At 43.0% G+C, this 24,680-nt stretch carries 18 protein-coding genes; 7 read left to right on the plus strand and 11 right to left on the minus strand.

The window, feature by feature from the left end; translation table 11 throughout:
• Position 1: 1 nt before the first annotated feature.
• The 3 genes from Q0389_RS00450 to purB all read right to left on the minus strand — a co-directional run bounded on the left by Q0389_RS00450 (position 2) and on the right by purB (position 4,469).
• The gene (locus Q0389_RS00450; protein WP_298690354.1) at positions 2-331 is read right to left on the minus strand and encodes a hypothetical protein; all 330 of its coding nucleotides are present in this window, start codon (positions 329-331) and stop codon (positions 2-4) included.
• A gap of 354 nt (positions 332-685) precedes the next feature.
• Positions 686-3,052, minus strand: a complete 2,367-nt coding sequence (locus Q0389_RS00455; RefSeq protein WP_298690357.1) for a ribonucleoside-diphosphate reductase subunit alpha — start codon at positions 3,050-3,052, stop codon at positions 686-688.
• 88 nt (positions 3,053-3,140) lie between these two features.
• A complete protein-coding gene (gene purB, locus Q0389_RS00460; RefSeq protein WP_298690360.1) occupies positions 3,141-4,469 on the minus strand; it encodes an adenylosuccinate lyase in 1,329 nt (442 codons plus the stop codon).
• A gap of 117 nt (positions 4,470-4,586) precedes the next feature.
• Between purB and Q0389_RS00465 the strand changes: the two genes are divergently transcribed.
• Positions 4,587-5,501 (plus strand): RluA family pseudouridine synthase, encoded by a 915-nt coding sequence (locus Q0389_RS00465; RefSeq protein WP_298690363.1) that lies wholly within the window; start codon positions 4,587-4,589, stop codon positions 5,499-5,501.
• 4 nt (positions 5,502-5,505) lie between these two features.
• Positions 5,506-6,432, plus strand: coding sequence for an RluA family pseudouridine synthase (locus Q0389_RS00470; RefSeq protein WP_298690366.1), 927 nt, complete (start codon positions 5,506-5,508; stop codon positions 6,430-6,432).
• Here the strand turns inward: Q0389_RS00470 and Q0389_RS00475 are convergent.
• Both Q0389_RS00475 and ruvC read right to left on the minus strand, forming a co-directional pair.
• Positions 6,416-8,140 carry a lysophospholipid acyltransferase family protein gene (locus Q0389_RS00475; protein WP_298690368.1) on the minus strand — a complete coding sequence of 575 codons (1,725 nt, stop codon included), beginning with the start codon at positions 8,138-8,140 and terminating at the stop codon, positions 6,416-6,418. The genes Q0389_RS00470 and Q0389_RS00475 overlap by 17 nt on opposite strands.
• Before the next feature lie 459 nt (positions 8,141-8,599).
• A complete protein-coding gene (ruvC, locus tag Q0389_RS00480) occupies positions 8,600-9,133 on the minus strand; it encodes a crossover junction endodeoxyribonuclease RuvC (RefSeq protein ID WP_298690371.1) in 534 nt (177 codons plus the stop codon).
• Positions 9,134-9,268: 135 nt separating this feature from the next.
• On the opposite strand from ruvC, the gene dnaA reads away from it, so the two are divergent.
• The 5 genes from dnaA (at position 9,269) to queF (ending at position 16,108) form a co-directional block, all read left to right on the plus strand.
• Positions 9,269-10,597: a chromosomal replication initiator protein DnaA gene (gene dnaA, locus Q0389_RS00485; protein ID WP_298690374.1), complete on the plus strand. Its 1,329-nt coding sequence runs from the start codon at positions 9,269-9,271 to the stop codon at positions 10,595-10,597.
• Between the two features lie 190 nt (positions 10,598-10,787).
• Positions 10,788-11,855 carry a DNA polymerase III subunit beta gene (gene dnaN / locus Q0389_RS00490; protein ID WP_298690377.1) on the plus strand — a complete coding sequence of 356 codons (1,068 nt, stop codon included), beginning with the start codon at positions 10,788-10,790 and terminating at the stop codon, positions 11,853-11,855.
• 107 nt (positions 11,856-11,962) lie between these two features.
• Positions 11,963-14,275, plus strand: coding sequence for a DNA topoisomerase (ATP-hydrolyzing) subunit B (gene gyrB / locus Q0389_RS00495; RefSeq protein WP_298690380.1), 2,313 nt, complete (start codon positions 11,963-11,965; stop codon positions 14,273-14,275).
• Positions 14,276-14,284: 9 nt separating this feature from the next.
• The gene (locus tag Q0389_RS00500) at positions 14,285-15,670 is read left to right on the plus strand and encodes an EAL domain-containing protein (protein WP_298690383.1); all 1,386 of its coding nucleotides are present in this window, start codon (positions 14,285-14,287) and stop codon (positions 15,668-15,670) included.
• 48 nt (positions 15,671-15,718) lie between these two features.
• The gene (queF, locus tag Q0389_RS00505; protein ID WP_298690386.1) at positions 15,719-16,108 is read left to right on the plus strand and encodes a preQ(1) synthase; all 390 of its coding nucleotides are present in this window, start codon (positions 15,719-15,721) and stop codon (positions 16,106-16,108) included.
• Positions 16,109-16,258: 150 nt separating this feature from the next.
• On the opposite strand, the gene Q0389_RS00510 is transcribed toward queF, so the two are convergent.
• The 6 genes from Q0389_RS00510 to pstC all read right to left on the minus strand — a co-directional run bounded on the left by Q0389_RS00510 (position 16,259) and on the right by pstC (position 24,623).
• Entirely contained in the window at positions 16,259-16,480 is a 222-nt protein-coding gene (locus tag Q0389_RS00510; RefSeq protein ID WP_298690389.1) for a hypothetical protein, read from the minus strand.
• Complete coding sequence (locus tag Q0389_RS00515) at positions 16,480-17,595, minus strand: hypothetical protein (RefSeq protein WP_298690392.1); 1,116 nt, start codon at positions 17,593-17,595, stop codon at positions 16,480-16,482. The genes Q0389_RS00510 and Q0389_RS00515 overlap by 1 nt, the downstream gene beginning before the upstream one ends.
• 113 nt (positions 17,596-17,708) lie before the next feature.
• Positions 17,709-21,974 carry a PAAR-like domain-containing protein gene (locus tag Q0389_RS00520; RefSeq protein ID WP_298690395.1) on the minus strand — a complete coding sequence of 1,422 codons (4,266 nt, stop codon included), beginning with the start codon at positions 21,972-21,974 and terminating at the stop codon, positions 17,709-17,711.
• Positions 21,975-22,143: 169 nt separating this feature from the next.
• The gene (gene pstB, locus Q0389_RS00525; RefSeq protein WP_298690398.1) at positions 22,144-22,929 is read right to left on the minus strand and encodes a phosphate ABC transporter ATP-binding protein PstB; all 786 of its coding nucleotides are present in this window, start codon (positions 22,927-22,929) and stop codon (positions 22,144-22,146) included.
• 3 nt (positions 22,930-22,932) lie between these two features.
• Complete coding sequence (pstA, locus tag Q0389_RS00530; protein WP_298690402.1) at positions 22,933-23,775, minus strand: phosphate ABC transporter permease PstA; 843 nt, start codon at positions 23,773-23,775, stop codon at positions 22,933-22,935.
• On the minus strand, positions 23,772-24,623 hold the full coding sequence (gene pstC, locus Q0389_RS00535) for a phosphate ABC transporter permease subunit PstC (RefSeq protein ID WP_298690405.1): 852 nt from the start codon (positions 24,621-24,623) through the stop codon (positions 23,772-23,774). Before pstC ends, pstA begins: the two co-directional genes overlap by 4 nt.
• Positions 24,624-24,680: the final 57 nt, after the last annotated feature.

Consider the following 24,680-nt stretch of genomic DNA (forward strand, 5'->3'; position numbering starts at 1 on the left):
CCTATCCGCTGTACGGAAGTTCTTCGTACCCGATGGAAGCCCCTATGATATAAAGCGGGGCCTCTTTTGCGCGGCCATTATAACTGCCGATTGTTAATGCATTGTGCGAGGGTGTTAGTTCCACCGTGATCCCATCGGACATATCCAAAGAGGATAAAACATTATCGCTCACGAGTTTAGCATCGGTTACGCTATCAACCTTGAAAAGAACGTCGATCCAATCGTAGCCGCGGGCACTGTCCTGAACACTGAAACGGATGGCGATGGAAGTAGGGGAGAGGGGGGTGAGGGAACGGATCTCGCCGTCTCTGGCAAAATCGATCCGTTCCATTAGTTTTTTTATTGAAGTAGTTGTTAATGGCGTCATCATTTACCTTAAAATATATAAGTGAGATTCCCTTAACCTGAAATTTATCTTACAATAAGTAAAATACAGCCCTACAATTCTTGTTGTACCTCGTTCTTAGTACTTTTGCAGAAGGACTAAGAACTCTACTATTTTCGTCATCATTTGAATCAGAATCAAGATTTTTTCCATATTGTCACCCCCTCTCGTAAAGAAATTTCTTCTACGTATTTAGAAAGGGATTAGGAATCTCATTTATATATTTTGTATGTACTATTATGCCGAAATATAGATTTATCTATGATTATATGAAAACAGACTAAAGCCCTAATTTGGGCTTTACTGGCACCCTTCACACTCCATCGAGCGGTCTGCCGTATCTTGCTTTTGCTCCGGCGATTGGGAACGGAGGTAATAAGTCGATTTGAGACCCAGTTTCCAAGCGAGCATATAGATGTCGTTGAGATATTTCCCGCTGGCTCGGTCTAGGGTGATAAAGATATTGAGACTTTGCCCCTGATCAATCCATTTTTGGCGGATTGCCGCTGCTTTGACGAGGATCGTTTGATCGAGATCATACGCAGGGGTGTAATAGCTCCACGTATCCGGGCTGAGTTTCGGAGCTACGACCGGAATCAATCCTGAAAGATTCTCTTCAAACCATTTGCGTTTGTAGATCGGCTCGATCGTCTGCGTCGTCCCCGTGAGGATCGAGATCGAACTGGTCGGTGCGATCGCCATCAGATAGCCGTTACGCATCCCCTGACGTTTGATCGTTTCGCGCAGCTCGTCCCATTCATAGTTTGGAGCGAACAATCCGCCGCGATCGACGAGATTTTGCACCTCTGCCGTTGCGTGATCCATCGGTAGAATTCCGCGGCTCCATTTTGACCCTGCGAATTCGGCATAAGAACCTTTTTCGACGGCAAGATCGCTGGAAGCTTTGATTGCATTGTAGCTCACCGCTTCCATCACTTCATCGACTTTGTCAAAATGCTCTTGGCTTCCCCATACGATTTTGTTTTCCGCAAGCATCTGCGCTTCGCCCATGACGCCCAGACCGATCGCTCGGCTGCGCATGTTCGTCCGTTTTACTTTTTCCAACGGATAGAAGTTCAGATCGATTACGTTATCGAGCGCACGGATCGCAACCGGAACGATCCGATCGATATCCTCTTTGGTATGGATACGGGAAAGATTGACCGATGCGAGGTTACATACTGCCGTCGCACCGTCGACTTTCTCTTTTTCGACGATATAAATCGGTCGTCCGCCCAGCGAATCGAGAGCCGTTACCTTGTTTGCGGGTTTTTCGATTCCGCTGTCGACTTTGACGATTTCGTCTTCTTCATAAGTGACGAAAGAACCGTCTTCAAATTTGATTTTTACCAGATAGTGATTCGGCTGCGTGTTTTGGAAAATCTCGGTGCACAGGTTTGAACTTCGGATTACTCCGTAATGGTCGTTCGGGTTGGCACGGTTGGCACTGTCTTTAAAACAAAGGAACGGGCTTCCCGTCTCGAAATACGAAGTAAGGATTTTTTTCCACAAATCTTTGGCTTTGGTATGTTCCTTGACCACATTCGGATCTTGTTCGAGTTCGAGATAGCGTTTTTCGAAATCGGCCCCGTAGAGTTCGCTGAGTTCTTTGACGTCAAACGGATCGAACATCGTCCAGATTCCGTCTTCGACGACACGTTTCATAAACATATCGTTGATCCAAAGGGCAGGGAATAAATCATGCGCACGTCGGCGCTCTTCTCCTGAGTTTTTCTTCACATCGATAAAATCTTTGACATCCATGTGCCACGGCTCGAGATAAACGGCGATGGCCCCTTTACGGGTTCCGAGCTGATCAACCGCGATCGCGATGTCGTTGGTGATTTTCAAAAACGGTACGGTTCCCCCTGCAGCATTCTTGTGTCCGTCGATAAATGAACCCATGGCACGCACCTGTGTCCAGTCCCAACCGATCCCGCCACCGAATTTGGAGAGCAATGCCATCTCTTTGTAGGCGTCGAAAATCCCTTCAATATTGTCCGGAGACGATCCGATGTAGCATGAACTCAGCTGATGACGGGTTGTACGGGCATTAGAGAGAGTAGGAGTCGCCATCATAACCTCAAATTTAGAGATCATATCGTAAAACTTTTTCGCCCACGTTTGACGATCCGATTCGTTTTGAGCCAGGAACATCGCTACCGCCATAAACATATGCTGAGGCAATTCGATCGGATCGCCTTTGCGGTCTTTGATCAGATAGCGGTCATACAACGTCTTAACGCCGAGGTAGTTAAACTCCAGATCGCGTTCGGGAACGATATACGCATCCAAGTCCGCTAAATCGTATTTTTCCTTCAATCCCAGAAGAATGCGCCCTTCCGCTTCACCGCGTTCAAAGTAGCTCTGCAAAGTACCGTATCCCGTAAAACCGTTGACACGGTGGTACAAGTCATAAAGAAAAAGACGCGATGCGACGAACGTCCAATTCGGAGAATCGATATCGATCTTGTCAACAGCCGTCTTGATCAGGGTTTGCTGGATCTCGTTACTGTTGATTCCGTCACGGAATTGGATCTGCGCATCGACTTCAAGCTCGCTTTGCGATACGTTGACAAGCCCTTTGACGGCGGCAGAAGTATATTTTTGAATTTTGGTAATGTCCAACGGTTCACGGCGCCCGTTACGTTTCACAATGGTTAGCATCTCTCTCCCTTAACTCTCTCAAAAGCTGTATTATAATCACTGAATATTGTATTGTTTCTTATACCGAAAGAAACTATTTTAATGATAATTATTTGAACACCCGTGCAAAAATTTTATCCACATTTTTGGTGTAATAATCATAATTGAAACATTCGCGGATCGCCTCTTCGCTCAAACTTTGACGTAGCTCTTCGTCTTCCAAAAGGTATTGCAGATAGAGACTTTCCCCTTTTTCATTGACGGCACTTTTACCGTGCTGCAATCCTTCCCATACTTTCATCGCATTGCGTTGAACAATACGGTAGGCATCTTCACGGCTTACACCCTTAAGAGGCAATTCAAGTAAAACACGTTGGGAGAAAACGAGTCCGCCGGTTAGATTAAGGTTACGCATCATGTTCTCAGGGTAGACAACAAGATTAGCGATAACACTGTTAAAACGGTGAAGCATGAAATCAGCTGTAACAAAACTGTCCGGCAACCAGAAACGCTCCGTTGAACTGTGAGAAATATCACGCTCATGCCATAACGCTACGTTTTCCATTGCAGGGATAACATAGGCTCGAACCATACGTGCTAACCCTGTGATATTCTCCGTCAATATCGGATTGCGTTTGTGCGGCATTGCGGATGAGCCTTTTTGCCCTTTCGCAAAAAACTCTTCACACTCATACACTTCGGTACGTTGCCAGTGGCGAACCTGTACCGCAAATTTTTCGATCGAGCTTGCCATCAATGCTAACGCCGAAGCAAGACGTGCATAGCGGTCACGCTGAATAACCTGGTTAGATGCCGGAGCCGGTTTGAGTCCTAACGCTTCGCACGCATACTCTTCAAGCTCTAACGGTGCGTGAGCGAAATTACCCATGGCTCCCGATACCTGACCGACGGAAATCACTTCCATCGTTTGTTGCAGGTTTTCCAAATGGCGAGCCATCTCATCATACCAAACCGCTAACACCAAACCAAACGTAATCGGCTCACCGTGAATTCCGTGGCTTCGTCCGACGAGTAATGTCATCTTGTGTTCTTCGGCCCGTTTTTTGATCGATTCCATCACCATTTTGACATCATCGATAATCAATGCCAATGAATCACGCATCTGAAGAGCGACAGCAGTATCCACCGTATCGGAAGATGTCATACCGTAGTGGAACCAACGACTCTCCTCTCCGAGGGTTTCAGAGACCGATGTCGTAAAAGCGATTAGATCATGGCGAGTAATCGCTTCGATCTCATCGATACGCTCTACACTGAACCCTGCATTCTCTACAATCTTTTTAGCATCTTCATCCGGAATGAGACCCAATTTATTCCATGCAACGACAACCGCTTTTTCAACATCGAGCCATGCTTGGTATTTTGCTTGGATACTCCATTTGGATTTCATCTCTTCTCTGGCATAACGATCTACCATTTCTCAACTCCTTAGTATGCTAAAATGCGCTTCATAAAATAAGCCGAAAATCTTAGTATGATATTGGCTCTTACTATAAGTTATAGTCTATCCAACCCTCCCTAAAAAGGAATTAAATTGCCATTCGTTACCAAACGTCTTTACGCGCCGAATCGTCAAAAAGCCTTTCTTTTTTTGATGCATGAATTAGGTATTCCCCAAAACGAAGCGCAACGTTTAATCGCCAAAGGTAGACTTTCCCAAAACGGCATCGTCATGTCAAACAATGCAGGCTTCATCGAGGGCGAATGCGATTTTATACTGTTTGAACCTCTTTCTCTCGGATTGGAACCTACGTTTGTCGCAAGCGAATTTGCCATATATGATAAACCTAGCGGTTTGCTTGTTCATCCTCAAAATCGTCATACTCCCTACTCGCTTAACGATGAGATTAAACACCGTTTCGGTCATGAAGCGAACATCACCCATCGTATCGACCAAGAGACGAGTGGATTGGTTTTGGCCGCGCGAAACAAAGAGAGTGAACGTGTTCTAAAAATGATGTTTGAAGAGCGCCAAATCACTAAGAAATATTTAGCTATGGTGAAAGGTCATCTGTCGCAGCCTCTCGATATTCAAGAACCTCTTTTACGCCGTGAAGATTCCAGTTCCATTATTCGGATGATTGTACGTGTTCATCCCGAGGGAAAACCTTCGCGCACATTTATCATCCCGCTTCACTATTTTCCCGAGACCGATACAACTCTCGTCGAGGCTTCACCTTATACCGGACGCCAACATCAGATACGCGTTCATTTGTTTCACGTGAAACATCCGATCATCGGAGATCCGATCTACAATCAAGATGAAACCGATGCCGTCCGTTTTTTAGATCGTGAGATGAGTGAAGCGGAACGTTTTACGAATACCGGTGCTTCCCGCCTCTTGCTTCATGCGTATTCACTCGATTTTACCTACAATAGCAATCCGTATCATATTGTCTCGCAAGAAGACTTTATCACACAATGTTTTGAAGCAATGAAGCAAAAATAATCCTATGCCGTTCGTTACCAAAAAACTTCATTCTCCCATTCGCCAACAAGCACTTTCATTTTTAATGAATGAACTCGGATATTCACGCAGCGAGGCTCAGCGTCTGATTACAAGAGGACGAATCTCACAAAACGGTACCGTTATGAATGAGCAGTTCGGATACATTGAAGAAGGTGATTTTGAGTTCATCTGTTTTGAACCGTTATCATACGGTTTCAAACCTATGTTTGTTGCTAACGACTTTGTCGTCTATGACAAACCCAATGGTTTGTGCGTTCATCCCAATAGCCGTAAATCGGGATATTCTCTGAACGATGAAATCAAACATCTCTACGGAAATGAAGCTAACGCAACCCATCGTATCGATCAGGAGACAAGCGGTTTGGTTTTAGTCTCTCTCAATAAAAACAGTGAAGCCGTTTTAAAGCGGTTATTCTCTGAACGACGTATCACCAAACGTTATCTCGCTATGGTAAAAGGGCATCTCAAAGAGCCTCTGGATATCAACGAGCCGCTCCTTCGAAACGATCACCCCAATCTATTAGTCAGCATGGTCGTCAAAGTAGACAGTGCAGGAAAAGTATCACGTACCCTCATAAAGCCGCTGCGCTATTTTCCTGAATCAGATACTACTTTGGTGGAAGCCTCACCGCTCACCGGACGTACCCATCAAATCAGAGTCCACTTGTTTCACGTGAAACATCCTATCGTCGGAGATCCGGTTTACGGCCAGGATCAAGCCGATATCGAACGGTATATACGAAAAGAGCTGTCAAGGGAAGAGATATATCAAAAGAGCGGTGCAACCCGTCTTTTACTTCATGCTCATACATTAGAATTTGAATATAGCGGTATCTCCTACCGAATTATTTCGGAAAGAGATTTCGGTGCGGAGTGTTTGGAAGCGATGAAAATCAATCCACGCATCTAATATAGCGTTGGCGTTTTGACTCTTTGATTTTACGGATATCGACTAATATATAACCGTCAATACAACTATTGAAATCGGTATCGATCCCGAAATCCATAAATTGGACTCCACCCTCTTCACACAACTCACTGTATTGTTTATAAAGGGTAGGAACCGATACGTCAAAGGCTTTGAGATAGTCTTTAAGACGTCTAAAGTCTTCAGCATAGTCTTCTCCGCTGAATAACTCCGTAAATTCCGCACGCACATAATCTGAGAGATGGTAAGGCGATTTTGCTTTTACCATCGTGTGATCCGAACCGAAATAGAGAGAATAAAAATAGACTAAAGCTTCTTGGGCGTGTTTCGGAAAACTCCCTGAAATACTGACAGGACCCATCATATATTTGATGTGCGGATTATGGCTCAAATAGGCCCCGATCCCTTGCCAAAGATAATCTAATGCTCGACTTCCCCAGTATTTCGGCTGAACAAAACTGCGTCCCAACTCAATAGCATCTTCTAGCACCGAATCGAATTGATCGTTCATTTCGCATAAATCGCTCATGTATAATCCCTCTTTACCCAGCCAAGAGAGAATCCATTCACACTCTCCGATACGATAGGCGCCTGCAATTTCAAGAGCCTCATCGTCCCACAATACTAGATGATGATAATAGCGGTCATACGCATCGACATCACGGGCGCGTCCGCTCCCTTCTCCTACTTTTCGAAAAGAGTACTCACGTAATCTTCCAATTTCGTTGATGATATTTGGAGCGTATTCTTGTTCGATCAAATAAATCTGTTTGTTATCACTTGTCAACCCGATCTGTTCCCCTTTACGAAGCTCTGCTCTGAGATCCTGACGCGATACGGGATGAGCAATCGAACATTCGGTAGGATATATCCCTTTTTTCCCTTTCGAGAGTCTCAAGAGGTGTTTACGGAACAATCGCGCATGACGTTTTTCAGTCAAATTAAAATCGTTAAGCGCTTTCTCACTGACCATTTGACCGATCGTAAAATCAAAAACCCGATTACGAGCGGCAAAAATCTCATGACTTAACAACAATGCCCCTAACGGTTTGTAAATCCATGAGACGCCATAGAAAAGAGGACTATTCTTTCCTTTGATATAAATAGGAAGGATCGGCGTTGCGTTACGCTTCGCAAATTTAATAAATCCCCCTTTCCATGCACCCTCTTTAATACCGAAAAATCCGGCACGGGAAACTTCGCCTGAAGGGAAAAAGATAACGGCTTCTTCCGCTTGTAACGCATTGTCGATTTGACGTAATGCATTTTTGGAGAGTTTATCGTTGAAATTATCGACGCCGATCATAAACTCTTTGAGCTGTACGATTTCAGAGAGCATACGATTAGCAACGATTTTCACTTTTCTATCCTGACGGACGGAACATACCATTTGTATCAGACACAAAGCATCCAATGCCCCCAACGGATGATTGGCTACTATAATAACTTTTCCCATAGAAGGAATATTTTCAATTTGCCGATGAACGGTCTTATACGATACATTTAAATATTCCAAAACGGCATTAATGAATTCCAAACCGTTTTTACCCTCATGCATTTCCATAAAACGGTTAATCGATTTTTCATGAAGAAGAAGTCGTGTCAATCCGACAATCGTTTTATTGATTAAAGGAGGATATTGAAATACCTTCGGGTGTTCTTTGCGTAAAATCATTTCTGCATTAACCATCGTCTTTATCCTCTGTTTTCACATCTATTAATCAAATAGTAAAATGTATCGATTTCAGTGTGATTACGTTTTGATTACTGCTGTGTAACATAATTGTTCGAAAACAAAATCTCGAATTATGTGAATAACTTTTTATAACAATGGCTTAATGAATATTTAACCGGGTAAAATTCTCGGAAGTCCCTAAAATAGGCGTTTTAAGGCTGGTTGAAGGTAGTGATTTCAGTCTATATTTATCTAAATATTTTCTGAAATGGAGAAGAATTTTTACAGATTATTTGAAAAAATCGGTTTAACTTATTCACAGAGCACTCACAGTGTGAATATTACACATTTTTAAAATTTTTCTTTTTTTCTTATACATTTAAGAAAATTCTCAGTGCTGTAACAAGGATAAACATTTAAGCGTTTTATCAATCTCAAAATATTAAGACTCTCTAAGCCTCTTTAGGTACACTTTTACCCTAGCGACTCTCCTGGTGTGTTAGTCGCTTTTCGTACTTTCTGACTCTTTTGATTTAAATCCAATTTGACTCTTTGCGCATGAGCGATTGCAACCGCCATAGCATCGGTAATATCCAACGGTTTAATCTCTTTGGTAATCCCTAAAATCTGTTTCACCATAAAAGCCACTTGTTCTTTTGCCGCCTTTGCTTTTCCCGTCAATGCTTTTTTGACTTGTAACGGTGTATATTCGGCAAACATCCCGTATTCCTGTAATAATTTAAGAGTGATTGCCCCTCTAAACTGTGCCAGTTTTAAAACAGTCTTCGGATTGTGGGCATAGAAAATATCTTCCATCGCTACCTCATCGATAGTATGAGAACGAAACAGTTGTTCAATCGCCTCACACACTTGGGGAATTTGATATTGAAGCGCTTCACTTTTCATCTTGATCAATCCGGCTTCGACAAGACGAATTTTTTGCCCTTCTATACTTACAAGTGCATAACCGCAATTACGGGTCCCCGGGTCTATCCCCAATATCGTCATACTCTTCCGCCTTACAAATTTTATATGCCGTAAATCTGTTCACATAGGTGAATATCTTTTATTCACCTCTTCTTTGAACCTAATTATAGGCAAATATTGGTATTATTCACATCACTATTCACAGGGAACAAAAAAATGAATTCGATCGGCAAACAAGTTTTAAACGCACTTAAAAATGAGATTAGTGAGATTGACTATCAACGCTACGTCAAACAACTAACCTACGATGAAAGCGAGTCCAAAAGCAATATTGCTATCTTTCGTGCTCCCAATCCTTTGATTGCCAATTGGACCCGGACTAAATTTGCGGAAAAGATTGCCCATCTTTTCGAAATCAAAACAGGTATCAAACCTTCCGTATCGATTTTAGTGCAATCTACTGCTGCACAAACACTCCAAAATACAGCTACAAATGCAATCGTAGAGAGACCTAGCGGCGGATCGCTACTCAATCCTTCTTTCACCTTTCAAAATTTTATTGTCGGCGATTCGAATAATTTTGCCTTTATCGCCGCTAAAAACGTAAGTGAGAAACCGGGAGTCGTTTATAATCCTCTCTTTATCTACGGAGGAGTCGGACTGGGAAAAACCCACTTGATGCAGTCGGTCGGAAATGTAATGCTCTCACAGGGCAAAACGGTCATTTACACTTCGGTAGAACAATTTCTAAACGATTTTACCCGTCATCTCAGCAACCGTACAATGGATCGTTTTAAAGACAAATACCGTAAATGTGATTTGCTTCTTATCGACGATATTCAATTTCTAAGCAACAAAAACCAGATTCAAGAGGAATTTTTCCATACTTTCGATGCGCTGCGCAATGAAAACAAGCAGATTATTATTACCTCCGATAAACCCCCTAAAAAAATCGGTGGACTCGAAGAACGTCTAAAAAGTCGATTTGAATCGGGTTTGGTTGCCGATATTCAGCCTCCCGAACTCGAAACAAAAATCGAGATCATTAAAAAGAAATGTGAAATCAACCGCGTTAAACTCGATCGCGAAGTTATTAACTATGTGGCAACGATCATCGAGAACAATACCAGAGAAATCGAAGGGATCCTTTCAAAGCTCAATGCTTATTCACAGCTCATGGGAGTCGATATTACGATCGAATTTGCCCGAAACGTCCTCAAAGAGCAAATGGCTGAAAAACGGAGTAATATCACTACCGACCTTATTATGGATACCGTGGCCAAAGAACTTAATATCAAACCGAGTGAGATCCGTTCTAAAAGCCGTAACAGCAATATCGTTTACGCCCGTCGGATCGCCATTTACCTTTCCCGTTCTCTTACACCCAACTCGATGCCTCAACTTGCACAATATTTCGGAATGAAAGATCATACGGCCGTTAGCCATACTATGAAAAAGATTCAAGAGCTGATGAAAAACGACGAAGATTTCCGAATCAAAGTCGAAGAACTCTCCAATAAAGTCTCTATGGCTACTCCGGAATAGTATTTTGTGTTTGTAAAGCCGATTTAAAAAAGATATAATTCAACACGTGAACAACTGTGAATGAAACAAACTAGATTCATCACATCAAAATAGCAGAAGAGAGGGGAACAAATCAGATGTTTTCACACATTCACACCCCCTTATTACTATCTACTACAATTGATGATATAAATAATAAAAGGAGTCTTTTATGAAAATTACCGTTGACAAGTCGGTCCTGGAAAATATCCTTCTGCATCTTCAACCCTTTTTAGAAAAAAAAGACACATCTCAAATCACATCTCATATCCTCCTCTCCACAGACGGAAGAACCCTTTTTGCAAAAGCAACGGATTATGAAATCGGACTTGTCATTCAAACAAACTCGGTAAGCGTAGAAGAACCCGGTTCTATTACCGCAAACGGTAAAAAGCTTCTCGATATCGTCCGTATCTTAAAAGACGAAGAAATTGAACTAAATCTTGACAAAGACACTCTTCATATCCGTCAAAAACGTTCCAATTTTAAATTACCGACATATAAAAGCTCCGAATTTCCGGCATTCCCTTCAACTGAGGGAAAACCGAACATCGCGATCAATTCTCATCTTCTTATCGAATCACTCAAAAAAATTACCCCTGCAGCCGATACCAACAATCCGAAATTTGAACTCAACGGTGCTCTCATCGATATTAAAAGCAATCAAATCAACTTTGTAGCTACCGATACCCGTCGTTTGGCTCTTGTTCACATTGACAGTCAAAATGATGCCGAACTCTCTATTATCGTCCCTAAAAAAGCGATTATCGAGATTCAAAAACTCTTTTCCGATAACATCGAGATTTATTATGACAATACCCATTTGATCATCAAATCGGAAGACTCTTTGTTCTATACCAAACTGATCAACGGAAAATTCCCGGATTACACCCGTATCATTCCCAAAGAGGCTCAACGTTCTATCACTTTGCCGAAAAGTGCGATTTTAACCGCTATCAAGCAAATCACGACAATCTCAAATGATCTCAAACTTACTTTTCAAAGCGATACCATTTTATTCGAAAGTTTGAGTGATGACAATATCGAAGCAAAAACGGCCGTTGAAATTGAAAACGGATTCGATGTCCCTTTTATCCTTGCCATCAACAGCCGTTACATCATTGACTTTATCTCACAAATCAACGGAACCGAATTTATTCTCGAAGCCAATGAATCCAATCAACCTTTCGTTCTTAAAGATAATAATTTTAAAACGATTATCATGCCGATCGTAATCTGACATCTCCTCTCAAAAATCCCTGATGAAGGGATTTTCTCTACAAAACCTTCTTTTTAGTTTATATCAGGTAAAATAAAGCCATTTAATACGCTACTTATGGAGCAAACATGGAACAAAACTACGGTGCCGGCAATATTAAAGTCCTAAAAGGTCTCGAAGCAGTTCGAAAACGACCCGGAATGTATATCGGTGATACCGGTCATCGCGGATTACACCATCTTATCTACGAAGTCGTTGATAACTCGATCGATGAAGCGATGGCGGGGCACTGTGATACGATCACGGTAACATTGACCAAAAACGGTACCGCAATAGTAAGTGATAACGGTCGGGGTATTCCGACCGATATGCATCCGACAGAGGGAATTTCTGCGGCAACGGTTGTTTTGACCGTATTGCACGCAGGGGGAAAATTCGACAAAGATACTTATAAAGTCTCGGGCGGTTTGCACGGGGTAGGGGTATCGGTTGTTAATGCCCTCAGTAGCGATCTCAAAATGACCATTCACCGTGAAGGTCAATCGTTTGAGCAAAACTTTAAATGCGGTATCCCGCAAGAACCTTTGGCCGTAACCGGTACTACCCGTAAACGGGGAACAACCATCGAGTTTTTTCCGGATCCGACCATCTTTACCGAAACGATTATTTTCGATTACGACTATTTGGCAAAACGGTTCCGTGAACTGGCATATCTAAATCCTCGTATTACGATTATTTTTAAAGATGAACGTAACGGCGCGAGCAATACGTATCACTTTGAAGGCGGTATCAGCCAATTCGTAACGGATGTGAATAAAAAAACGGTCGTAGCTTCTCCATTTGCCTTCAGCGAAAAAATCGAAGATATCGAGATGGATATCGCCATTATGTATAACGACAGTTACGACGATAAAACGTTTACCTTCGTCAATAACATTAACACTCCTAACGGCGGTACTCACGAAGCCGGTTTCCGTGCCGGTCTGACCCGTGTTATCTCAAATTACAACAAACAAAACGGCAATGCCAAAGAGAAAGACGTTCCTTTAACCGGAGAAGACGTATCCGAAGGGCTTATTTGTGTCGTATCGGTACGTGTGCCTGAGCCTCAGTTTGAAGGACAAACGAAAGGAAAACTCGGAAATACCTACGTTAGACCGTTAGTTCAAAAAGTAACGTATGAAAAACTGACCAAATATTTTGAAGAGAATCCGCTTCAAGCCAAAGCAATCGTTCAAAAAGCATTAATGGCGGCACGCGGACGTGAAGCGGCGAAAAAAGCGCGTGAGCTTACTCGTCGCAAAGATGCAATGACGGTTGGAACATTACCGGGTAAATTGGCGGACTGTCAAAGCAAAGATCCTTCAATCAGTGAACTCTATCTGGTGGAAGGGGACTCTGCGGGCGGTTCGGCAAAACAGGGACGTGATCGTGTCTTCCAGGCCATTTTGCCGTTAAAAGGTAAAATCCTCAACGTTGAAAAAGCACGTTTGGACAAAATCCTCAAATCTGAAGAGATTACAAACATGATCACGGCTCTTGGCTGTGGAATCGGCGAAGAGTTCAACGAAGAGAAACTCCGTTATCACAAGATCATCATTATGACCGATGCCGACGTCGACGGAAGCCACATTCAAACGTTGTTATTGACTTTCTTTTTCCGCTATTTGCCAAAAATCGTTGAGAATGGATACCTCTATTTGGCACAGCCGCCGCTTTACCGTTACCAAAAAGGGAAAAAAGAGATCTATTTTAAAGATGATCGTGTTATGAACGCATTTTTGATCGAAAACGGAATCGGAGCATTGGAAGTCGATAACATCGGTGCAAACGATTTGGTTAGTTTCTTTAAAATGGTCGATCATTACCGTTCGACGCTCGATGCGTTGGAACGCCGTTACGCTTTGGTTGATTTGATCCGTTACTTTATCGAAAACCCGGATTTGATCGGATTACCGATCAGCGAAATGTATACAAAAGTCGAAGCGTTTTTAAGTGCTAAAAATAATAATATTTTGAGTAAAAGTATCAACGACGAACAAATGCATCTGTTTGTTCAAACCGACAGCGGTTTGGAAGAATTGATCATCAATGATGAACTGTTTGCTTCTCCTCATTTTATCGAGGCAAACTATATCTATCAAAAAATTCAAGAGTGGAATTTACCGCTTGAGGGTGATTTGCTCGAATTGTTAAGCAAGATAACCGATTTTGCGAAAAAAGGCTCTTATATTCAGCGTTACAAAGGTCTCGGGGAGATGAATCCGGAACAGCTTTGGGAAACGACGATGACACCGGAAAATCGCGTATTGCTCCGTATTACGATCGAAGATGCGGAAGCGGCAGGAGAATCTTTCAATCTCTTTATGGGAGATGATGTAGAACCGCGCCGTAATTACATCGAAACGCATGCTAAAGACGTTAAACATCTGGATATTTAACCTTCATTTATGACCTACACCGAACAAAAAGAGAGGGAACACCGTTTTGCATTAGCCTTGCGGATGGGATTGCCTATCTTTTTTTTGAGTTCGGTTACCCTTTTTGCTTTTTTAACCCAGTCCTACACTACATTGGTTTCACTGATCGTTTTGTCTATCTCGTTGTTGGGGATAATGGTTTATTTTATTTTTTACCTCATTTATCAAAGTACCCGCGAAAACATCACCGATACGATCACACATACGTTTACAAGCGAATATTTTTTAAAACTTTTTTCCAAAGCATTAACGAAAAATACTCAAACGCTTGTTATGATCAGTATCGAAAATCTAACGGCGATCAATGAACGTTACGGGGTTAAAAACGGCGATATCATGTTACGGAAGATAGAGATTAAACTGGATGATTTTTTTCGGGACAAAGGATACGATAAACTTCCTGTCTGTCGTTACAAGGGGGGAGATTTTCTCCTTTTTTTTCCCGGAAAAAAAGAACAGTACACTGTTTTGCTGGAATTGCTAATGAGTAAATACCAAAACTATACCCAAGACGATATTGAAATTCGTCTCGAATCGGCCTTACTCGATTCTTCCGTCTCTGACAATGCCGATTCGTTAATCAGCCGTTTGTATGAACTCTATCACGATCGCGTTAATAACGAAAAAGAAGAATTTTATTCGATTAACGAACTCGAAAACGAAATCGTCGAAGCTTTGGAAAACAAACGTTTTTCAGTAGGATTTTGGCCTACGCGATGCGATGAATACTCATTATACGATACTACGGTTAAGTTGGTAGATTCCGAAGGAAGGTTTATTCATCAAAGTCGGTACGTCCCTGTCCTTAATCGTCTTAATCAAATGCGTCAGCTCGAAACGTACATTATCGAATACATCGGAAAATTATGTGACGAACGAAATCGAAATTTTGTGGTAACGGTATCTTCGGTCACTTTGCGTAACCCTTATTTTTTTGAACATGCACTGACATTGTTTGAACGGTATCCGATGGCACGTTATAAAATAACACTCATGTTTGAAGAAAAAGAGTATTGTCACCAAATCGAACGGTTTGCACAGCAAATCGCCCATTATCGCAAGGCAGGATATAAAATCGCTCTGGATCGTTTAGGCGGCTATCATACAACGTTGCTTTACCTCAAAGAGCTGGAAATCGATCTTGTCCGTTTCGATACGCTTTATACCCGTCATATAAAAGAAGCGGGGTACCAGAACATTATCCAGGGGCTTAACCTGAGTGCCCATTTGTGCGGGGCAAAAACGTGGCTGTCGATGATCGAAGACGCCAATGTAGACATTCTTGCCCAATCGCTTAAAATCAATTGCCGTCAGGGAAATTATCTCGGTACGATTTTAACGGCCGATCAGCTCTGATCTTTGAATAAACGGGTTCATACTCAAATTTTTAAAAAAGGAAAAATGATGAAATACGGAGAACAAATTGTCGAAAATTTCGATATCGAAAAAGATTTTGAAATATGGCCGAATGCACATGAACGCGACTATGTGATAAAAGTAACGTTACCCGAATTTACCTGCCTCTGTCCACGCAGCGGTTATCCCGATTTTGCAACGATTTATGTTGAATATACGCCGGATAAATGGGTTGCTGAGCTCAAAGCCATTAAACTGTACATTAATTCGTTCAGAAACCGCCATATTTCGCACGAAAACAGTGCAAACGAGATATATTCGGTATTTGAACAAAAAATCGCTCCTAAGCGCTTAAAAGTGATTGCTGACTATTATCCGAGAGGAAATGTTCATACGGTAATAGAGATCGATAGTGAAAAAATAGAAAAAGTAAAGTAAAAGGTTTCTCAACAGTTTCACCGTCGTTATCGTAGATCGCTGCGATGATATTGGCTCCATCATAGAGATAGAGGTGGTAGTATTCACTGATCGTTTCATGGTTCGACAAGCTCACCACGAACGATTTGAAATGCTTTGTAAGCTGTCGTCCTAAAGGATCGTAGGTGGGGTATACGATTCTATCCTTCTGCGTATTGCGGTTATATTACTGCTCAAATCACGCATCAGGTTATAGTGCATCCCCTCATAGCCGATAAAGCGTTTGATGCCATCCATGTTGTAGGCGTATAAAACACTTTTGGAGCCTTGACGCTCGAGTTGTACTTGGGCATTGGTGTTGTAGACAAAGGATGAGCTACGAAAAAATAGCACTACTCAACTTTCCCTTTGGTCAGAAAAATACCTCCTGCGGAATCTTTACTCGCTACAAACCACAGTTGTCCATCAATATAAGCAGGTACTTTCATAAGATTATATTTATCCAATATTTCATACTTCCAAGTTTTACCGCGATCAAGCGTGTATACGTGGACAGGTACTCCAAAGACTTCATCGCCATAGTTAAAAAAACCGCCGATGTAGTTATCTTTTACATCCCAATAAATCTGGTAAGGTAGCTGTTTTGGAAGAAGTACGTATTCTTTGGTTTCAGGAAAATAATAGGATGTTTGAGTATCGCTTCCTTCATTAAGGGTATACTCTTCAATCTCTAAGCCCAATTGATGATTACTGATAGCGAATCCAACTATTTTTTTATGCTCAGGTATTTCAAAAACCTTTTTTTCTATTTGCATGGTTTTTAGATCAAGGAATAGAAATTCTTTATTTTCTGTCATCCCGACTATAGTATGATCGTTAAGCTGTTGTAGTGATTGTGTTTTATCGTAAAATTCTTTTAATGTACCCGATAATGGATGCCATGTTTTGCCGCCATCTTGACTCATCGTCACTGTTTTTAAAATTTCTTCTTCATATGGTGAAGGAGTGTGTTCAATAAACATCATTCCATTACTCCATGCAAACGATGGCTTCCAAGCATTTGAAACCCATGTTTTACCTAAATCAGTAGAACGGTAGTAACGTATTTTCTTGGTATCTTGTTCATCGACTTGTATATAGAGGGTGTTATTAGTAAAAATGGGGGGATTTCGACTATACTCAACAGTGCCATGCCCTAAGCATATCTTGTCAAATGTTTTTCCGTCATCGATTGATCGGAAGATATAGGCTTTTTCATTTCTTCCTACATAATTTTCATCAGATAGTGGAACGCCGAATTTGACTTCCCATTTATCTGTGACTTCTCTTTCATCGCTACCATAAACCAATAGAACATTTTTAATACCGTAGATACCATTTATTCTGTATTTTTCAAGAGATGGATACGATTTATGATTGATTTTCGATACAAATGGTGTTTCACCAATTATAGCCGTAGTAAAATCAATATCCGTCCACTGTGTTTTCACTTCTGTAAATTTTTTCATTGTGATCCCTATTTTTTGATTCGTAAAATATGAAGAGTTAAGAACAAAAACTGCTCCGATAGTAAGCCCAATTAGGCTAAATAGTATCCACATCAGATTCCTTTTTTGTCTTTTCATTCAAATAAACTTTTTATTGAGTTGATTATATCTTTTGTTTTTTCGATCAACTGATCAGTTCTATAACCAGCTTCGGCTTTACTACAGTTATTCATAGTTTCCCATACACCCATTTTTTCACGCATGATATTGGCTTGTTCCCATGTAGCCCCGTCTAGCCATTCTTTCCAGTCGGGAGTGGCTGCAATTTTCATTAAATCGCTACAAGGAAGCATTTTCATCGCATCAGGTCTGTAGGCATCTGGATGGGTTGCGAAAGCAAAATACCGATGATCGGCATTTCTGCACTCTATCCCTTGGAAAAAATTTCCATTTTTATATTGTTTTACTCTTGTGTTGAATTTCTCATTATTAAGAGATCTATAATCCAAATTAACCAATCCTTGATCCATAAATTGTTGTAATAGTATTAATGTTTTATCTAACCACTCCTGCCCTTCTGGAGAAAGATTTTGATAGGTTTCAGCTTTAAATTTAGAACAATATTTGAAACCGTAATTGAGATAATATTCAGGTGGTGTTCGATTAGCACATGGCTTATGTCGTTCGATAAAATTATCATAACGTTTTTGGTAATAATCACAGCTTCCTTTTGCCATTGCCGGAACCGGTTTTTTACAACATTCTTCTTTTGGTTTCGGCAGTGTTCCTTTGATTTTTGTTCCATCGCCCTTATTCACTTGGGCAGTTCCTCCACCATTAGAGAGCTTCGGTTTCGGAGGAATCGGATTCGTTCCTGTTGTAGTTTTGGAGAGTACCTGTTGAGAATGATTGACTGCTCCCCCCGTTGCCACTGCACTAAACCCACTATCATCTATAAAGTTCACCGGATCATTCCCCACATACCGATAGAAGTTCGTATCCCCACCGAGGAATCCTATCGGGTCGGGAGTGATAAATCGTCCGATGGTCGGGTCATAGTAACGTGCACGGTAGTAGTACAAATCATCGGTGTCGAACTCTCTACCTGTATAACGATAGGGGTTTAGAGTTTGAAGCCCTTCGGTGTGTTCGCTTTTAGTAATATTACCGTAAGTATCGTATTCGTAATACTCGATGATTTGAGCGTTTTGATCACTGAGAGCTACTATAGAGTTTTGGTGATCTCTGTGGTAGTAGTAGGTTTGGATACGGGAGTGGTTAAAGAGGTATTGTTCACTCTCATCCAGTGTCTCATAGTGGCGTTGCTCATCGGGTGTTAATGCTTTCGTGGGATGAACGCTGATACTGAGAGGGGAATCGACAGCTTCATCGTGCAACAGTGTTGCCAATAGTGTATCGGTATCGGCATCGTAGATAGCGACGATGTCCGCTCCGTCATAGAGATAGCGGTGGTGGTATTCGCTGATCGTTTCATGGTTCGACAAGCTCACCTTAAGCGATTTAAAATGCTTTGTGAGTCGGCGTCCTAACGGGTCGTAGGTGAAGCGTATCTCAGTTCGCACTGAGCCAGTCGTTGGGTGAACGGGAGAGGCGGTATGAGCGGAGTACGTCACCAAATACCCCTCACTGTCATATGTATAGGTCGTTTGAGCGGTCGGTGAGCTCTTTTGGGTGAGCCGTCCCATAATATCGTAGCGGTAGTGGGTATCTCCCTGACGCATCAGACGCTGTGTGATCGGATCGATGTGGGTATTCTCTCCCAGCAGATTGCCTGCGTCGTCATAAGTATAGTTCTCGCTTCCCACTTGGAGAACCCGATAGGCAGAGTCGTAGGTGATGGGGAGGTTGTTTTTTTGGACGATACGCGATGTCTTGTCGTATTGATAGGAGAGGAAGAGTTGCTCTCCCAAAGAGCGGTTAGTGAGCCTTCCGAGAGGATCGAATGCGCTTTTACTTTCGATACGGTTGGGGTAAGTCAGAGAGGTTTGACGGGAGGCTTGATCGTAAGTGAGGGTGTACGATTCTACCCCTCTGCGTATGGCGGTTATATTACCGCTCAAATCACGCATCAGGTTATAGTGCATCCCCTCATACCCGATAAAGCGTTTGATGCCGTCCATGTTGTAGGTGTATGAGACACTTTTGGAGCCTTGACGCTCGAGTTGTACTTGGGCATTGGTGGTGTAGACGTACTCGACAGTGTTGATGCCATCATTCGCACGGGTGAGATTCCCCATGTCGTCGTAGGTGAATAGGATGGTTTTATCACGGCTGCTTTTGGAGAGTACACGTCCTCGTTTATCATGGGTAAAGTCGATACGTTCTCCATCCGCTGTTTCGATAGAGGATAGATGCCCTTTGGTATAGCTATAGATGCTCTCTGTTTTATCGGGAGCAATCACACGGGATAAAAATCCCTCTGCGTCATAGAGATATTGCGTAACGTTTCCGCTAGAATCGCTCAGAGTGCTAAAGCGTCCTGCCGGATCGTAGGTAAAGTGGATCGTCGGTGCGGTAGATACGCTGTGAGGCACACGCTGGGTTTGGGTGATGGAGATGAGATTGGAGAGTCTATCGTAGCTAAAGTGCTCAATCTGCTCATTGGGATCGATAACGGCGGTGTTGTTCCCCAGTTCATCATACACATACTGGGTTACCCCTCCCATCGCGTCACTGATACGGAGCGGCCATCCCATATTGTTATAAGCGAGTGAGGTTGCAATACCTGCGCTGTCGGTATAGGAGATGATATTACCCCGATCATCGTAGCTCCATGACTCACTTAGTCCATCGGGAGTAGTGCGTGATGTTCGGTTAAATCGCTCGTCATAGGTAAATAGGGTTTGTTTCTCCTCTACCGATAGACTCAGGGGATAGGGGTTGTTCCCCTCATAGCCATAGAGGATAATGCTCTTATCGGGGCGAACTTCGCGGATGAGGCGATGGCGTTTATCGAATACCCGTATATGGGTGTTGCCTCCCTCATCGATCACGACTGAGGTGTCATCGTGATACTCTTCGCGTGTCGTTGTCCCATCAGGATAGGTGATAGCACGGATGGCTCCCCAGTTATCGATTCCGTAAAAGGTTTTATCTCCCAAAGAGTCTGTTTTTATGACACGGTTGGGTTGGTAGCGGTAGCTGAATGATTCACCGTTTTCTCTGTAGCTCTCAACACGTCCGGAAGGATCGTACGTAACTTCCAGTACGCTAACACCGCTGGGATCGATGATTTGCTCTAAACGGTAAGGAGAGGTGTTTTGATAGACATAGCAGACGACTCCCCCCATAGGATCGGTGACGTGAGTGAGGGTGTAATGTTTAGTATTCTGGGATTCATGCACACTATCATAGGTATAGCTCCAAGCACGAAACGTATGATCACGTACACGAGAGACAAATCCCTCTTGGTTGTATTCAAAGCTCAGCGATGTATCCGATGAAGCAATATGGAGGAGTTTACCGTTATTCTCTCGTATGAGCTTTAGGCTATTACCATTAGCATCTTTTATCTCACTGAGGTAGCCGTTCTCATAACGTTCGGTGTGCATATCGTTAAAATACTCAACCAAAAAGGTTTGAGGGCTGAGTAACACCAAAGAGACTCCTAGATCATCTGCATCGATAAACCCCTCATCGCTGTAGGTAAAACGAAACGTTCGATCATCAGTAAAGACGAGGCTGAGCGTTGAGGGGTCGCTTCTGATTAACCGTGTCTCATAGAGACATTGCCACCCTTTGCCAAACATCCCGATACGTTCATCGCTGATGTAATGGCGCTCTAGCAGAATCGGTATCGGCGCTTTGAGCGACACATCACCCGTCTCATAAAAAAGTTTACCCGATGCGAGGAGAACCGGCGATCCGGTGCGCGAGCCCAAAGATCCGCTTCCGGTATTGTTGGTCGGTTTGTTTTTGGAATACGGCATAGCAATAGGTTCGGGTCGGGTATTTCCCTCGATTTTTCCTTCATCGGTAATATGGGCGGCGGAACCGCTTTCGGAACTGACCACTTTTCCGACGGTATTTTTGTTTTGCATATGCTGAACGTCTCCGACCCTCACGACGGCTTTACCGTTTACAAATACACTAGGACTTGCTTCGATAGGATCGGATTGCGCCCCTACTGTTCCTGATTTTATTCCTCCTGCACTTCCTTGGGCATCTCCGGTGACTTTACTGCTGTGCGAAGTTTTGACATAAACGGGATCACCGTTAAAGTTGACATTCGGGGATACCCCCTCCGCGCTACTCAAATCTTGCTGAACATCATAAGGTATTGGAGGTATCGATGGACCGCGCGGTGTTTTATTGACGCTCGGAGAGGTGCTGACAACTTTATATTGAGCATTTTTCCGTGCCCCGAAGTTTTTCGCCATGTTGTTCCTATAAAGTATAAAATAATTTATACTGTTATTATTTGTATGATATAGTACTAAAATAAATATTAAATAGAATTTATTTTGTTTTTAAAAATGAATAAAGATGGTAAGTCTGGATTGAAGAAGGAAGAAAAAGAAATGAGGTATAAAGGGGAAACCCTTTATATCAACCGAATTTACCGGTGATGTACTCTTGCGTGAGTTTTTCTTTCGGAGTGACGAAGAGCTCTTCGGTGTGTCCGAGTTCGATGAGCTCCCCAAGGTACATAAAGCCCGTATAGTCACTGACACGCGCGGCTTGTTGCATGTTATGGGTAACGATAATGATGCTCACGCGGTCTTTGAGTTCGATAACCAGTTTTTCGATCCCTTGAGTCGAGATCGGATCGAGTGCGGAAGTCGGTTCGTCAAATAACAATACTTCAGGCTCTACGGCAATTGCGCGGGCGATGCAGAGGCGTTGTTGTTGACCGCCAGAGAGGCCGTTTGCATCGTTTTTAAGACGGTCGCTTACCTCTTTCCATAATGCGGCGTCTTTGAGTGCCTGTTCGACGCGATCGGCAAGTTCCGTTTTGTTTTTTAACCCTTGCAGACGCATTCCGTAAGCAATATTATCGAAAATCGACATCGGAAATGCGGTCGGTTTTTGGAAAATCATCCCGATTTTAGTACGCAAATGGATCAGATCTTCTTTCGAACTAAGGATATTGCGCCCTTCGAATTCGATTTCGCCGTTATAGATATTTCCCGGATAAAGGTCATGCATACGGTTAAATGAACGCAAAAGAGTCGTCTTGCCGCATCCGGACGGACCGATGAGCGCGGTGATCGAATTTTTGGCAATGGGCATCGTTACTTTTTTCAGACTCGGAGCCTCTGCTCCTTTATAGGTAAATTCAAAATCACGTACGTGCAAAGCACATTCGTCTTTGATATCGATAATACTTGCCATTGATTACTTCCTTTTTCCGGCGAATAAGATTAGTCGTCCCATGATGTTGAGACCCAAAATGAACATAGAGAGGATAAACGCAGCCGCCCATCCGAGCTGTTGCCAATCCTCATACGGACTGATTGCATAGTTGAACATCGTCACTGTAAGCGACGGCATCGCCGCATTGAGATCGGTTGTAAAAAAGTTGTCGTTAAATGAGGTAAAGAGCAACGGAGCCGTTTCCCCTCCGACACGAGCGATACCGAGTAGTACACCGGTCAAAATCCCTGCTTTGGCACCGCGGTAGACGACGTCCATAATGACTTTGTATTTCGGCGCTCCCAGAGCGAATGCCGCTTCACGCAATGTACCGGGTACGAGTTGGAGCATATCGTCAGTTGTTCTCAAAATAATCGGAATCATAATGATAGCCAAAGCGATCGCTCCGGCCCAAGCGCTGAAATGCCCCATCGGCATAACGACGATCGCATAGACGAATGCTCCGATTACGATCGATGGAGCCGACATCATGATATCGCTGATATCGCGGATGAAGTGGGCAAGTTTGGAGTTTTTGCCGTACTCGCTCAAATAGGTCCCGGCTAAAATACCCAGAGGTACGCCGATAACGGTTGCCAAAGTGATCAAAATGACCTGACCGACCAGAGCATGTTTCAGACCGCTGTCTTCATATCCCGGAGGAGCCCCTTCGAAGATAAAAATATTCCAGTTTAGGGCGTCAACCCCTTTCATAACCAAAACACCTAAAATCCAGAACAAAAAGGCTATCGCAATGACGGCACTTAATGTGGAAAGGGCTAGAATGATCTTATTGACGACGACCCGTTTTTCTACCGCAGTCATGAACCTCTCCTTTCTTTACGTAAAAAGTAAAATTTCGCGACGGCGATAACCACGAAGCTCATAATGAGAAGCGTCAGCGCCAATCCGAACAAGCTTGAGAAATAGAGCGAACTGTCTGCTTCGGTAAATTCGTTTGCCAGCGTTACCGGAATCGATGTGGTCGGGTCGGTGATCGAGCTTGGAGTGTGGTGGACGTTCCCCATAACGAACGTTACCGCCATCGTCTCTCCGATCGCTCGTCCCAATGCCAAAATGATCGAACCGATGATACCGGCACGCGCGTAAGGGATGATAACGTCTTTGATAACGTCCCACTGTGTACCGCCGAGTGCATAGGCCGATTCTTTGAGGATATCGGGCGTCGTGTTCATCGCGTCACGGGTAACGGCGGCCATAAACGGCAAAATCATGATAGCAAGAACGATACCGGCACTGAGAAGGCCGATCCCCATCCCGCCGAAAATATCACGGATAATAGGGACAAAATAAAAAAGTCCCCACATACCGTAGATAACGGAAGGGATGGCGGCAAGAAGCTCGACGCTCACTCCGAAAAATCCTTTGATTTTGTCATGAGCGATTTCACTTAAGAAAATAGCGACTCCGATAGCGACAGGAATGGCAAAAAGCATCGCTAAAAACGTAGACGCAACAGAACCGAAAATAGCGGCGTATGCGCCGAATTTATCGAGATTAGGCGCCCACTCGTCTTTGGTAATGAAATCAAACCCGAACGCATGAATCGATTCAAGCGATTGATTATAGAGCTCTGTGAATATCCATGCAACGATGAAAAGAACCAGCAGAGCACTAAAACGGGTGAGGTTGGAGAAGATTTTATCGATCATGCAACACCTTGCCTTGTAATTAGGTCAGAAATTTTATTACACGATCATTACAACACT

Source organism: uncultured Sulfuricurvum sp. (genome assembly GCF_937936435.1).
GTDB lineage: Bacteria > Campylobacterota > Campylobacteria > Campylobacterales > Sulfurimonadaceae > Sulfuricurvum.